Genomic DNA, 13153 nt, shown 5'->3' with positions numbered 1-13153 from the left:
GGCCAATCTCCAGCTCCATACCAATCTTGGTACCGTGACAGTCCGCCGCACAGGTCCCTCTCTACGCTGAAAGGCCTCAAGGCCCTTATCTCGGCTGGTTTTTTTCTTAATCAAGAAAGGAAAATACGAAAGTATATGGAACGTCTGGAGCGTCAGATCGTTTCCTCCGGTTCACCCTATGAGCCTGTGATCGGCTTTGCACGGGCAGTTCGTCTTGGAAATGTGATTGCCATCTCGGGTACTGCGCCGCTTGGCCCGGACGGCAAAACAGTGGCCCCGGGCGATGCCGCTGCTCAGACTCGACGCTGTCTGGAGATCATTCAGGCAGCGCTGGAGCAGCTTGGTGCCGATCTCTCGGCAGTGATTCGCACTCGCATCTTCCTGGCGCGTGCAGAAGACTGGGAGCAGGTGGGCCGCGTTCACGGGGAGTTCTTTGGCCCAGTGCGTCCAGCCTCTACGATGGTGCAGGTGGCACGCTTGCTTGATCCAGAGTGGCTGGTAGAGATCGAAGCCGATGCTCTGCTCTCGACGGACGCTCCGTAGGGGAGATCGTCGGAAGGCGCTGCCCGTGTCCTGGTGGCAGCATGGCCCCGAGCGCACAAGCTGAGCAAGCAATTGACAGCGAAACAATAACTCCTCTAGACTAGAGCGCGAGAAGCGGGCGAGATAGGCGATCTGCCTGCTCCCGCGCTTGACCTTCATATCTGCAACAAGGGTCGTGACCGTTCGCCTGGTGCGCGCGGCCTGTGTTGGGAGGAACCTCTGATGCTTCGTTGTCCGAATCCGCGTTGTCAGGCCAGCTATCCTGATGGCACCTTCCAGTGCAGCAAGCCCTTCTGTCAGTGTTTGCTCCCTGGGGCAGTCGTTGCCGGGCGCTACACGATTGAGCAGCTACTTGGTCTGGGAGGCATGGGAGCGGTCTATCGGGCCAGAGATGGCTTTGATGAGCAGGAGATCGCGCTCAAAATCCTCTCGCTCCACATTGCGAATATGGATATTTCCACAGCAGTGGAGCGCTTCAAGCGTGAGGCTCGTTATGCCCATCAGCTTCGACATAAGAATATTGTGCCAGTGCTTAACTTCGGTCAGGACGGGCGCCTGCTCTACCTGGCCATGCCCCTTGTCACGGGGGGAACGCTCAAAGCCTTGCTCAAGGATGAGAAGCCGCTGTCGCTAGAGCTGGCTCTGCGCTATCTTGAGGATCTCGCCGAAGCAGTAGATGCGGTGCATGCCCATCCGCAGCGCATCGTCCATCGCGATATCAAGCCCTCAAATCTGCTCATTCACCAGGATGATGGGCGGCTGGTCCTGGCAGACTTTGGTATTGCGCGCGCGATGGAGAGGGAGGTGCCGCTGACGCAGCGTGGTTGGGCCTTGGGTACCCAACACTATATCGCTCCCGAGCAAGAGAAGGGGAATGCTGAGCCAGCAAGCGATATCTACTCAATGGGGGTAGTTGCTTATCAGATGTTCACGGGCCTGCTCCCTTTCCAGGCCATCGTGCGCAGCCACTCAGCTGAGCTGCCACCGCCGAGCCAGCTCAATCCGGCCCTCAATCCTGGAGTCGATGCGGCTATTCTACGGGCCATGCATATTGATCCTGCGCAGCGCTGGCCGAGCGCCCGCGCCTTCGCCGATGCTGTGAAAGAGGCCCTTGCCGAGGTCCCAACCGTGATTGTGCCGCCATCGGAGCGCAGCAACCCTCTACGCAGCAGCGCTAATTTGTTGGTGCGTACCCTCATTCCAGAGAATCCTTGTGGGGCCTGTGGACGAGAAAACCGTCCTGGCTCGCGCTACTGTCGTCACTGTGGCCACGCTCTCAATGGAACCTCACCGCTCGTGATTGACGTCTGTCAGGTCGGCTATATAAGCGATGTGGGGCGGCGCTACGTAGCACAAGACAACGAAGACATGCTTCTCATTGTCCAGGGTCTTGGTTTAGGTCTCGGGCTGCCACCACGTCCGTTTGGCCTGTTCGGGGTGGCCGATGGTCTGCGTGGTCCTGGAGGGCGCTCGATCGGTGGACATGAGGCCAGTCATCTGGCTATTGCCACTGTAGCTGATGTTCTCATCCCGCGTCTGACTGCCTTGCCGCCTCGGTCGCCGCATGGAGTCAGCTCACAAGCCGCACAGCAAGCTGAGTCCTTGCTGCGGGAGAGCGTCCTGCGTGCCAACCAGGTCATCTACCACTCTAATGCTGACTACAACACAGCGATGGCCAGCACGCTAACCGTGGCCCTTCTTCATTGCCGCCACCTCTATGTGGCCAGCGTTGGTGATAGTCGGCTCTATCACTTCGTCCCCGGCAAAGGACTGGAGCGCATCACCCGCGATCATTCGCTGGCCGCCAACCTGGTCGAAGCAGAGCTACTGGCGCCCGACGACCTCTACAATAGTGCCCGGCGCCATCGCCTGTACCGTTATTTGGGCCAGGCGCCTCATCTGCAAATGGACTTTTTCAGCCGTCAAGTAGCGGTGGGTGATCTGATCCTGCTCTGTACCGATGGTCTCTGGCATATGCTCCGTGATGAGCGTCTCAGCGAGCTGCTGGAGCGCGGCGGTGATCTCCAACAGCTGGCTCGCTTGCTGGTTGATGAGGCCAATCGCGCCGGCGGCGAAGGTAACATTAGCGTTATTCTGGTGCGCGTGCAATAGGGAGTTTGGGGAGCCGGTCTTGCTTGCTCTCCGCTGGCTCGGCCCCGTGTCTCCCTCCAGCGGAGGTGGTAAGTGCTGGCCGAACAGGAAGTGGAGGGCAAAAAAAAACAGGCTGACAAGCCTGGCTAACGCAAAGAGACCAATCCGCAGACTGGCGCCATACCCTACAAGGTGTGGCTCTCACCGGAAGCGCGCGCTCGATGCGTCGCGACTGACGGGTCAGCCGCCCACAGGACCGGTCTCAGCTGCCAGCTAACCAGCGTCACTTCCCACGCGGTCCTCCTGCATGCCTTCACCTTTCCTGTGCCGCTTCCGGTGAGAGCGCATAACACGGGCGGAGGAGTAGCCCGATGTCCAATCCGCCACGTGTAAGCTGCCCTCACACCTCAGCGGGTGCTAGCGGCTGCCAGCTCCTTCTGAGGCTCGGGCTGACCGGCTGTGATCGCGATGCGCTTTGGCCGGCTGGCCTCGCTCACCGGGACAGTGATCGTCAGCAGACCATGCTCGTAGTGCGTCTCGATCTGATCGGCCACAATCGGCTTAGCAAAGGTGATGCTGCGTACACACTCGCCAGAACCGATCTCGTGCAGCAGCCAGTTCACCTGCTTCCCCTCATCCACCAGGGCCGGATAGCGCGCCTTGATCGTCAGGGTGTTCTCCTGGACCGTCAGATCGATGTCCTCCGGCTTGACGCCCGGCAACAGCGCCTGCACCTGATAGCCCTGATCCGTCTCATAGACGTTCACGGGCATGGTGGGGCTCAAGGGCGTGCCGAAGAACGGGCGCACAAAGGTCTGCTCGAACAGCCGGTCCATCGCCTCGCGCAGGCTGATCATCTCACGCCAGGGATCGAAGCGAACCATCGTCGTCATGGTCCGTCACCTCCTTCGTGACATGATTACCTAGTCACGCAGCGATGTCAGGCCATAAGAGTATCGGCTTCTCTTGGAGCACGCAAGAGCGAGATTCTTTGCGTACTCCCCTGCCAGCCAGTCTGCCGGGTGAGCCAACGAGCCAACCCACACTAGCGGTGGTTGGCGGACCCGCTCATACGCTACACTGGCTGGCCTCCTTCTGGCCTTTCCACCCTCTAGAAACAATGACCAGGGGAACTTTATTCCCATGAGGGCAGGGAGATACGCGCTCAGATTCTCCCAACTGTCTACTCGGTAACCAGCGTCCAACAGCGCAGCACCTCGGCCACGCTCCAGGCCTGGGCAAAGCAGCCAGCAGGAGTGAAAGGAGGCTCCGGCTCGGCCACCTCGCTAATTGTTCCCAGGCAGGCATCCCAGAGGTGGCGCACCAGCGGCTCCAGCAAAGCCAAAATGGCCTGGTTGTCCTTGTAGACATGGAGGTAGGCATCGATATAGGCGCCGATGAGCCAGGGCCAGACTGTCCCCTGGTGATAGGCGTTATCTCGCTGGCGTTGATCGCCATTGAAGCGAGAGCGGTATTGAGGATGGCGAGGACTGAGTGTGCGCAGCCCGAGCGGTGTCAGCAGCTCGGCCCTCACACGTTCGACAATGCTGCGCGCCTGCTCATGGCTCAGCAAACGGCGTGGTAACGCCACTGCGAAGAGCTGGTTAGGACGCAGAGCGCTATCGTTCTTGCCCGTCTCTCCATCGACGTCCACCACATCGTAGAGATACCCCCCCTCGGGGTACCAGAAGCGCTCGGCGAAATGCTTGCGCACCTGGATGCGTAACTGACTGTAGCGCGTGGCATCAATGGCCAGCCGCATTGCCCAGCTCTCCATGCAGGCCAGAGCATTGTACCAGAGGGCATTGATCTCCACAGGCTTGCCGCGACGCGGCGTCACCGGGCAGCCGTCGACGCGTGCATCCATCCAGGTCAGCTGCAGATCACTTGTTCCCAGCCCTACAAACAGCAGGCCGTCGCGCTGATCCATGCCAATACCGAAGCGCGTCCCGCGCATATACCATTGCAAGATCTCCTCAAGAGCGGGAAACAGCTCCTTAAGCAAGGTCCAGTCACCGGTGGCGGCCAGATAGCGATCGAGCGCGCGGAAAAGCCAGAGCGAGGCATCGGCGGTATTATACTCCGGAGCCGCTGCATTCTCGGGAAGACGGTTCGGCAGTAAGCCCTGGTTGGCGGAAGAGGCGAAAGCCTTGAGCAGCCCTCGGGCCTCGCTATAGCGACCGGTACACAAGAGTAGGCCAGGCAGGGCGATCATAGCGTCGCGCCCCCAGACCTCGAACCACGGATAGCCGGCGATAATCGTCTTATGATCGGGCGAGAGCTGCAAATAGCGCTTCCCCGTAGGAGTGAGCACGTACTGCGGACGTGCTACGATAAACTGATCAGCGGCCACCACCAGGCGGGCGCGGACAGGATCGCTCTGCGCCAGATCCTCAACACTACGGTCTGCCACAGCAAGGAGCTGCTTGAGGCGGCGACGATGATGAGCATAAGCCTGGGCGACCTGCTCCTCATGCTGCGGGCCGCCCAGGGCGGCAGGCGGCTCCTGCTCTGCACTCAATACAAGCGTCACCCGGTCGCCGGGCATCAGCGGCAGATGGAAGACGCCAGGCAGATAGACATCCTCCTCACAGGGCAGACCACGCTCGCGATCGTGGCGGTGGAGGACCCGCCAATACCACAGTCCCCGTGGCTCAAAGCGAGCCGAGGGACCGACGATCAGCTGATAGACGGGGGTGTCAGCGCTGGCGCGGATGCGGTAGCGGTTCCCATCTTGCTCGACCTGAAAATGCCAGCCAGGATCTCCACGCAGCGTGCTGTGATGGCTACGCGCGACACAGAAAGGCAGGAGCGTTAGCAGCGATGGCTCCCGCTCCTGCTCACCGCCCTCGTCATAGCTACCGTGCAGGGCATACTGGACGTAAGTGGTATTCTGCCCGTATTCCATCCAGATACGCTTCTCTAGGATGAGAGCGGTTCCCAGGCGATAACGAAAGCAGGGAATGTCACCTTCGAGGCAGACGCTGTCGAGGTACGACATTCCCTGCGGGTCAAGCGTGCCATCGTGGTACTCGTTGACTCCCAACTTCAGGACCGGGCCCTGGGGGAGGCGAAGCTCCTCGTCGACCTTCGTCACGAGTACCCAACGCTCAATCGGCGGGCGAAGGGCGGCGACCAGCAGGCCGTGATAGCTGCGCGTGGTGGCTCCAAGAAGCGAGCCAGCGGCGTAGCCGCCGAGGCCGTTCGTGACCAGCCATTCGCGCTCCAGGCCCGCCTGAACGTCGCCGCAGATGGCGCGACCAAGCGAGAGATTCCATGCGTTCAGCGAAGTGCGCTTCATTGCGCTTGTCTCAGACTGTTGCATCATGGCCCTCGTTCCCCTGGCGCTAAAATGGAGGCGTGAGCGCCGCCGGAGTGCTCCCGAGCAAGCTCCGCTGCTGGCGCGCGCCTGCCTCCCCGATCCTGCTCTTGATCTCTCCATCCATCGCTATTGTGCTGCACAAGCGTTGGCCAAGCGAGGCAGCGTCTAAAGGTAGGCATCAAGCTGCGGACGGTATGCCCGACGGCCTGCTCCAGGTGAGGATCTCAGGGGCGTGGTAGCTCGCGCAGAGCGGCCTTCATCCGTTGTAGCGCGGCCTCGATGCGCTCCTCGGGAGCTGTCATAGAGATGCGCAGATAGCCCTCGCCAGCGGCGCCGAAGTTTGACCCGGGAGTCAGCAGCACCCCGGTCTGATCAAAGAGCCAGCTTGCGAAGTCGCGGGCCTTGAAGCCCTCCGGCACGGCGGCCCAGACGTAGAGGCCAGCCTGCGTCTGGCGAGCGCGCAGTCCCAAGGAGTTGCAGCCTGCCACAAGCAGATCACGGCGACGGCGGTAAACAGCGTTTCGCTCCTGTATCCAGGAATCGGGCAATTGCAGTGCCGCGATGGCTGCATGTTGGATAGGACGGAACATGCCGCTATCGACGTTGCTCTTGAGCCGCCCCACCGCGTCCACGACCTCGCGGTTGCCAACGAGCCAGCCGACGCGGAACCCGGCCATATTATAGGTCTTACTGAGCGAGTGCAGCTCAACAGCAACCTCGCGCGCCCCCGGGATCTCCAAGATACTTGGTGGGCGTTGCTCGAAATAGACCTCAGCGTAAGCCATGTCGTGCACGATGAGCAGGTCGTGCCGGCGAGCGAAAGCGACTGCGCGCTCGAAAAAAGCCTGGTCGGCGCAGGCGGCGGTCGGATTGTTTGGATAGTTCAGCCAAAGGAGGCGGGCTTGTTGAAGCACCGAGGAAGGAATGCTTTCCAGGTCGGGCAGATAATCATAGCTTTCGCGCAGCGGCAGCAAAAAGGGATGAGCGCCGGTGCTGGTTGTACCTGTCACGTAGACGGTATAGTTGGGATCGGGCACCAGGGCCACGTCGCCCGGGTTGAGCACTGCCGCCGCCACGTAGGCTAAGCCCTCTTTTGATCCCAGGAGCGGCAAAGTCTCCTCCTCCGGAGTCAACGTCACGCCGAAGCGCCGCTGGAACCAGGCCACAAAAGCCTCGTGGAGGGCGCGCAAGCCGCGATACTCGGGATAGCGATGGTTCTCGGGATCGTGGGCTGCCTGGCAGAGGCGTTCAATGACGGCGGCGGGCGCTGGTAGGTCGGGATCGCCCATCGACAGATTGATCACATCAACCCCTGCCGCCTGGCGGGCGGCCAGCTTCTTCTGTGTTTCGGCAAAGTGATATGGGGGTAGACTCTGAACAAGACGTGATAGCTGCACAGATGGCTCTCCTTTTGCGTTCGCAAGCGAGATCATACCGCCAACATCCAACGTTCCTATGGCGGCAGCGACTCAACGGGGCGCCGGCGGGCTACTCCGCAGGAGCAGCCTCGTACCAGTTTCGCCCCACTTTGGTTTCCACCTTGAGCGGGACCTTCTCCGTGATCTCTGGGATGTCTTCCATGATGGTCCGTACCAGGCGACGAGTCGTCTCCAACTCCTCCACTGGCACCTCAAAGACCAGCTCATCATGCACCTGAAGGATCATGCGCGCGTTCAAGCCACGCTCCTGTAGAGCGTGGTGGATACGGATCATAGCGATCTTGATCACGTCTGCGTTGGTGCCCTGGATAGGCATGTTGATCGCCTCACGCTCCAGAGCCTGGCGCTCCGGTCCACTGAGAGTCCGCAGGTCTGGCAGGAAGCGCTTGCGCCCGAAGAGCGTATTCACATAGCCCTGCTTGTATGCCTGGTTCAAGGTTGCATCCACGTAGCGCCGCACCTCGGGGAAGGTCTCGTGATAGCGCTTGATGAACTCGCTGGCCTCAGCATTGCTCATGCCGGTCACCTGAGCCAGCCCGAAAGCTGACTGACCATAGAGAATGGCATATACCACGGTTTTGGCCAGGCGGCGCTGCTCGGGCGTAACCTGGCTCACCGGCACATGGAAGAGAGAGGCGGCAGTGATCGTATGAATGTCTTCGCCCCGCTGGAAGGCCTCCACCAGACGCTTCTCACCTGTAATGCGCGCCAGGATGCGTAGTTCGATCTGAGAATAGTCGGCAGTGAGCAGGAGGTAGCTCGGGTCCGCAATGAAGGCACGCCGAATCTGGCGCCCGATCTCCGTCCGCACAGGGATATTCTGCAGATTGGGATTGCTAGACGACAGCCGCCCGCTGGAGGTCACCGCTTGATTGAACGACGTATGCACGCGCCCGGTCACGGGGTCCATGAGAGTCAGCAAGCCATCGACGTAGGTAGATTTCAGTTTAGCGAGCTGGCGGTATTCCAGCAAGGCATCGACCACCGGATGAAGGCCCTTGAGACTCTCGATGACCTCGGCGCTGACAGAATAGCCGGTGCGCGTTTTGCGCCCTGTGGGCAGCTTCAGCTCCCCAAAGAGGACCTCGGCCAGCTGCCGCGTTGAATTGATGTTAAAGCGGTGTCCTACAGCGTCGTAGATTTTCTGCTCCAGGGTGCGAATTTGCTCGTTGAGGCGCTCGCCGAAAGCGCGCAGAAAGTCAGCATCCAGGGCCACGCCGTGCAGCTCCATCTGAACCAGCACGTCCACAAGCGGCATCTCTATACGCTCGAACAGCTTCCACAGGCCGTGGCGCTGCAGGTCGCGTCGCAATAGTGCCACCAGGCGCAGCGTCATGTCCGCGTCGGCCCCGGCATACTCTGCAGCACGCACTGCCGAAACCTGGGCCATGCTGATGGCCTTGCTGCCGCTGCCGATGAGCTGGGAGATAGGGGTCATCACATAGCCCAGGCGCTGGAAAACTTGCTCTTTCAGTCCCAGGCCGCGCCGGCCAGGGTCCAGCAGATAGGCCGCCAATAGCGTGTCGAAGGTTAATCCCTGGATGCGTACACCGTAGCGCGCCATCACCAGCAGATCGTACTTCGCATTGTGCATATATTTGGCAATATGGGCATCTTCCAGCACCGGGCGCAGCCGCTCCAGCACGAAGGGTAAAGGAAGCTGGGCTGGTGGCTCTTCGCCGTCGAGCGTCTGCTGGTGGCCGATAGGGACATAGTAAGCCTCGCCGGGGGCCATACTAAAAGCTAGCCCGACCAGTTCGGCCCGCCACTGGTCTTCAGAGGAAGTTTCGATGTCAAAGGCAAAGGCTCCTGCCCGGCGCAGGCTGTGCACCAGAACCGTCAGCGCCTCCTCGCTGGTGATCAGCAGCGTGTTGGTTGTTTTTTCGCTGACCGGCTCAAGGAGCGGGAGACTGTTGCCGATGGCAGGCAGGCGCAGGTGGCGTACTTCTGCCTGAGCTGGCAGCTCGAAGAGCGCCAGTTGCTCCACCTGGGCGTGATCTCCGTGCTGAGACGGCGACTTGCTGGCAGGCTCCTGAGCAGTAAGAGCGAGTCCCGCTGTTATCGCTGGCTCGCCGGTCTGAGTGAGCTGCGTTGGTGGAGGGGGAGGCTCCAGGATGGGCACGAGGCCTAGAGGTGTCTCCTGCCCTTCGTGAGCATCGTCTCCGTCAGGATCGTTTGGGGACTGCTCAGCGAAATCAGACCCTGGCTGCCCTGCACCGGGAAGAAGGGCCTCTCCCTGGCCGCCCGCCTTGCCGCCTCTCGTATCGCCGAAGGTGCCGTCGGGGCTGGGCAGCCGATCAACCAGCGAATGAAACTCCAACCTGCGGAAGAGAGCCAGCGTCTTCTCGCGATTGAAGCGTCTGATGTCGCAAGCGGCCAGATCAAGCTGCACCGGGGCATGGCGTACGATCGTGGCCAGGTACTTACTCTGCAGGGCCTGCTCGCGTGCCTCGCTGAGGGCCTTCTGCTCCCTTGGTTTCAGCTCTGCCAGGTGGTCCAGCACCGCCTCAAGGCTGCCGTAGGTGGCGATCAGCCGACTGGCGGTCTTCTCTCCGATCCCAGGCACGCCGGGGATATTATCCGACGGGTCACCGACCAACCCCTTAAAGTCCGGTAGCTGCCCCGGTTCGATGCCATAGCGCGCTTGTACCGCGGCCCGATCGTAGACTGTCACCTCACTAATGCCGCGTTTGGCCACCATGACGCGTACACAGTCGTCGACCAGCTGCAACGTGTCCATATCGCCGGTCAGAATGATGGTCTCCAGGCCCTGCTCCGTTGCCTGACGCGCCAGTGTTCCGAGCAGGTCGTCTGCCTCAAAGCCGTCCAGCTCGTAGACGGGAAAATTGAAAGCGTGAACCAGCTCACGGATGCGCTCAAACTGCGAGCGCATCACTGGTGGTAGCGAGGGGCGCTGCGCCTTGTAAGTTGGCAGGACCTCATGACGGAAGGTAGGCACTGAGCGATCGAAGGTCACGGCCACATAGTCCGGACGCACGTCAGCCAGCGCCTTCAGCAGCATGCTGGCGAAGCCAAAAACCGCGTTCACCGCTTCGCCGCTGCTCGTCGTCAGCATCTCGGGCAGCGCATGGAAGGCTCGGTGGATCAAGGCATGTCCATCGACCAGGAGCAGCTTCTTGCCGCTCTCACCGCACCGAGGTTTCTCTTGTGCTCTTGAAATGTCACTCTCGCTCATACCTTCTACTCAACCCTTCAGACCACGCAAGCTCCTCTCGCGACTTGTACGCTTATTGCTGGCTTCCGTCGCCATCTAATTCTCCCAGGCACTACACTCAGAAGGCAGCTGTTGCCAGGACCCGGTAAGCTGGCTGAGAACGGGCTTCCCAGGCGCAAAGGCTGGCCGTAGCCTGGACCCCGTCGTTGCTGGCACGGATCAGCGCGAACGTATACTGTGTCACCTCGCGCAGCGGCGACGTTGTCGGCGTAGGTGGCCAATCTGGTGAACGCAGCCAGGCTAACGTCGCTGGCGTGATCTCCTCCGGTGCAGGCCGTGCCAGGCGCCGCGTCCATGTACCCGTATTCAGATAGGATTGGCGGCTCTCAGCTAGCGGCTCTACGAGCCACGCATGAGTATGGCCAGCCAGGGCATAGCGCAGGCCAGGCTCACGTTGGAGCAGGGCCTGCATACCAGCGCCAGTTGGGCTTGCTCGGCGGGCCGTTGACCTGCCAAAGATGCGGGCCACCGCCTCCAGTAGCGTCCTCTCCGTCGCTGTCGGCTCGCTAGCCTGGGCCACCGCCTCCCGCAAGAGCGTATACTCCTCCAGCATAGCTGCCGTAGCCTGCTGCTCATCCCAGCCTGGCACCGGCTGCCAGTCGCTTTTCTGGCGCTGCATATCGCGCTGGAAGGCGGCCAGATCCTGCATCGCCTCCTCAAAGAGGCGCAGAGCCAGGTGCTCCTCGCCTTGGCGCAAGCCAGCCAGAGGCTGACGTGGCCGGCTCATCAGCCCGACGAGATTCGTCACCACTTCGCACAGCAGCTCGGGAGCAAAGAGACTCAGCAGCGCCATCTGGCGCGGATAGCTGAGCGACGGCTCCAAGTGGTCGAAATACGGAAAACGGCGATGGATCAGTACCCCTGCCTCTTGATAATACCACGAACCGGCAGAGAGAAGAATCTCCTCGGGGGGAGGCAGCGGCTCGCCACTGACAGTCCACAAGCCAGCACTGCGATGGTTCCAGAAATCATACAGATTGCCATGTTCGATAGCGATCGTCGACAGCGGCTCATAGCGCGCACGTGACCAGAAGCGGAGCCGCTCCTCTGAGGCCGCGGGCCAACCCACCGCCTGGCGCAGGCGCTGCTGAACTGCCGGGAAGAGCAGCTCAATATCGTGATTGCCGGGCACGAAGGTCACACGCCGTTGAGGCTGCCTCAAAAACTGGGCCAGCGCCTCAAAGAATGGTTCATGAGCGGCAATGATCTGCTCTAGCTTCTCCAAAGCCTGAGCTGCCGTACGAGTACGATCATGCCACAGGGGAGCAGCCACCAAAAAATCAAAGCAGTCGCCATTGATCACCAGCTCAACCGTCTCATCTGCCCGCCCCTCGACAAGGGGGCCTCCAGGAGAGGCCGCCTGCAGAAACTCCTCCCAGGCACGCTGTTGCTTCTCGGTAAAGCCCTCAAAAGGCTGTTGACCATGCGCAAGGTGGAGATCACTGACGACCAGAATGGTCACAGACATCAAAAAGAACCCTTTCCAGTCCTTTGGACCGCTCGCAAGTCGATCACTCGCCTGTCTCCCCCTCTCTTCATGGAAATTCTGCCTGAGGCAATCCAATCTGGCAGCCGAAGCGACCGCTCACTTCCAAGGGGAGAAGGTAGATGCCAACCTGACATCTGCTCCATTTTAGTACGTTTGTGCGTAGTTGTATAGTGTAGTTAACTGGCAGACAGCGTTCAACTGTTCTGGCCTCACGGGAGGATGCTACCCCCAGGGATATACTCTCGTATAGAGGGACCGAAAAAACGTCTGCTCGTGAATCGCCAGATGGCACCCCTTCCGGGCTTGACCGGGAGGCGACCCGGCTCTCTCCGATCAACGAGGAGAAGACGGCGCGCTTGGGGGTGTCAGAGGAACGCTGGTGATCGCGCCTGTTACGAGCTAATCCCAAAGAGTAGGAGAGACTGCTATGGCTGAGGATCTGGAAGAACTGCTCACGGTACGTGAAGTTGCGCGCCGTCTGCGCGTGGACGATACAACGGTGCGTCGTTGGATCAAGAGCGGAGCCTTGGAGGCGATCACCCTCCCCCACCGTGGCAAGCGTCAGGCTTACCGTATCAAGAAGTCCACGCTGGATGCGCTCATGAGAGGTACAACCCCTGCCTCATAGAGGACCAGCCGCCGCCGGTTAGCGAGACAAGCGCTGTGCCCTGGCGGCGGCTGCCATAGCGAGCGGGACCTGAACTTTCCGACCTGCGCCGTACCCCCGCCGGCGCAGCTCCTCTCGCTTCGCTGGGCTGGCAGATAGCCCAGCCATTGCGGACCAGCTGTCAGTGGATTGCCAACATTGCCTGTCCTGTCCGACACAACCCACCACCCTCTTACAGAAGCAGATCGATCAACTGCCGTCATCGTGTTCATCCTTCGCCTCTCTTTGCCATTCCAGTTATTGAAAAACTGCTATATACGATCATATCGCTTTTTCATATAGATACATATATATCTATATAATAGAGATCAGCGCTACACTAGAGATAGCGGAGAGCCACCGATCGAGACAGCGGCAAGCCAAGCAA

8 protein-coding genes are annotated in these 13153 nt (G+C 60.5%); 3 read left to right on the top strand and 5 right to left on the bottom strand.

The genetic code is table 11. From position 1 onward, the window contains the following. Positions 1 to 135 precede the first annotated feature (135 nt). Together IRZ31_RS15220 and IRZ31_RS15215 are read left to right on the top strand one after the other, a co-directional pair. Complete coding sequence (locus IRZ31_RS15220; protein ID WP_297155118.1) at positions 136 to 543, top strand: RidA family protein; 408 nt, start codon at positions 136 to 138, stop codon at positions 541 to 543. Positions 544 to 765: 222 nt separating this feature from the next. Then, entirely contained in the window at positions 766 to 2655 is a 1890-nt protein-coding gene (locus tag IRZ31_RS15215; RefSeq protein WP_297155116.1) for a protein kinase, read from the top strand. A 386-nt stretch (positions 2656 to 3041) separates the two neighbouring features. On the opposite strand, the gene IRZ31_RS15210 is transcribed toward IRZ31_RS15215, so the two are convergent. The 5 genes from IRZ31_RS15210 to IRZ31_RS15190 all read right to left on the bottom strand — a co-directional run bounded on the left by IRZ31_RS15210 (position 3042) and on the right by IRZ31_RS15190 (position 12098). Next, positions 3042 to 3527 carry an Hsp20/alpha crystallin family protein gene (locus IRZ31_RS15210; protein ID WP_297155114.1) on the bottom strand — a complete coding sequence of 162 codons (486 nt, stop codon included), beginning with the start codon at positions 3525 to 3527 and terminating at the stop codon, positions 3042 to 3044. 290 nt (positions 3528 to 3817) lie between these two features. Beyond that, complete coding sequence (locus tag IRZ31_RS15205) at positions 3818 to 5962, bottom strand: amylo-alpha-1,6-glucosidase (RefSeq protein WP_297155112.1); 2145 nt, start codon at positions 5960 to 5962, stop codon at positions 3818 to 3820. Positions 5963 to 6180: 218 nt separating this feature from the next. Beyond that, positions 6181 to 7353, bottom strand: a complete 1173-nt coding sequence (locus tag IRZ31_RS15200) for an LL-diaminopimelate aminotransferase (RefSeq protein ID WP_297155110.1) — start codon at positions 7351 to 7353, stop codon at positions 6181 to 6183. A 91-nt stretch (positions 7354 to 7444) separates the two neighbouring features. Then, positions 7445 to 10591, bottom strand: a complete 3147-nt coding sequence (gene polA / locus IRZ31_RS15195) for a DNA polymerase I (RefSeq protein WP_297155108.1) — start codon at positions 10589 to 10591, stop codon at positions 7445 to 7447. 97 nt (positions 10592 to 10688) lie between these two features. Next, positions 10689 to 12098 carry a metallophosphoesterase gene (locus IRZ31_RS15190; RefSeq protein WP_297155107.1) on the bottom strand — a complete coding sequence of 470 codons (1410 nt, stop codon included), beginning with the start codon at positions 12096 to 12098 and terminating at the stop codon, positions 10689 to 10691. Positions 12099 to 12546: 448 nt separating this feature from the next. Here IRZ31_RS15190 and IRZ31_RS15185 point away from each other — a divergent pair, with 448 nt between their 5' ends. After that, positions 12547 to 12747, top strand: coding sequence for a helix-turn-helix domain-containing protein (locus IRZ31_RS15185; protein ID WP_052888497.1), 201 nt, complete (start codon positions 12547 to 12549; stop codon positions 12745 to 12747). The last annotated feature ends 406 nt before the right edge of the window (positions 12748 to 13153 follow it).

It is taken from the genome of Thermogemmatispora sp. (assembly GCF_019683635.1).
Classification (GTDB): domain Bacteria; phylum Chloroflexota; class Ktedonobacteria; order Ktedonobacterales; family Ktedonobacteraceae; genus Thermogemmatispora.
The sequence above is the reverse complement of the archived record's forward strand: the minus strand, read 5'-3'. Positions and strand labels throughout refer to the sequence as shown.

Coding starts and splice junctions, on each gene's coding strand:
- IRZ31_RS15215 (WP_297155116.1), top strand. CDS start 766: ATGCTTCGTTGTCCGAATCCGCGTTGTCAGGCCAGCTATCCTGATGGC.
- IRZ31_RS15205 (WP_297155112.1), bottom strand. CDS start 5,962: ATGATGCAACAGTCTGAGACAAGCGCAATGAAGCGCACTTCGCTGAAC.
- IRZ31_RS15190 (WP_297155107.1), bottom strand. CDS start 12,098: ATGTCTGTGACCATTCTGGTCGTCAGTGATCTCCACCTTGCGCATGGT.
- IRZ31_RS15210 (WP_297155114.1), bottom strand. CDS start 3,527: ATGACGACGATGGTTCGCTTCGATCCCTGGCGTGAGATGATCAGCCTG.
- IRZ31_RS15220 (WP_297155118.1), top strand. CDS start 136: ATGGAACGTCTGGAGCGTCAGATCGTTTCCTCCGGTTCACCCTATGAG.
- polA (WP_297155108.1), bottom strand. CDS start 10,591: ATGAGCGAGAGTGACATTTCAAGAGCACAAGAGAAACCTCGGTGCGGT.
- IRZ31_RS15185 (WP_052888497.1), top strand. CDS start 12,547: ATGGCTGAGGATCTGGAAGAACTGCTCACGGTACGTGAAGTTGCGCGC.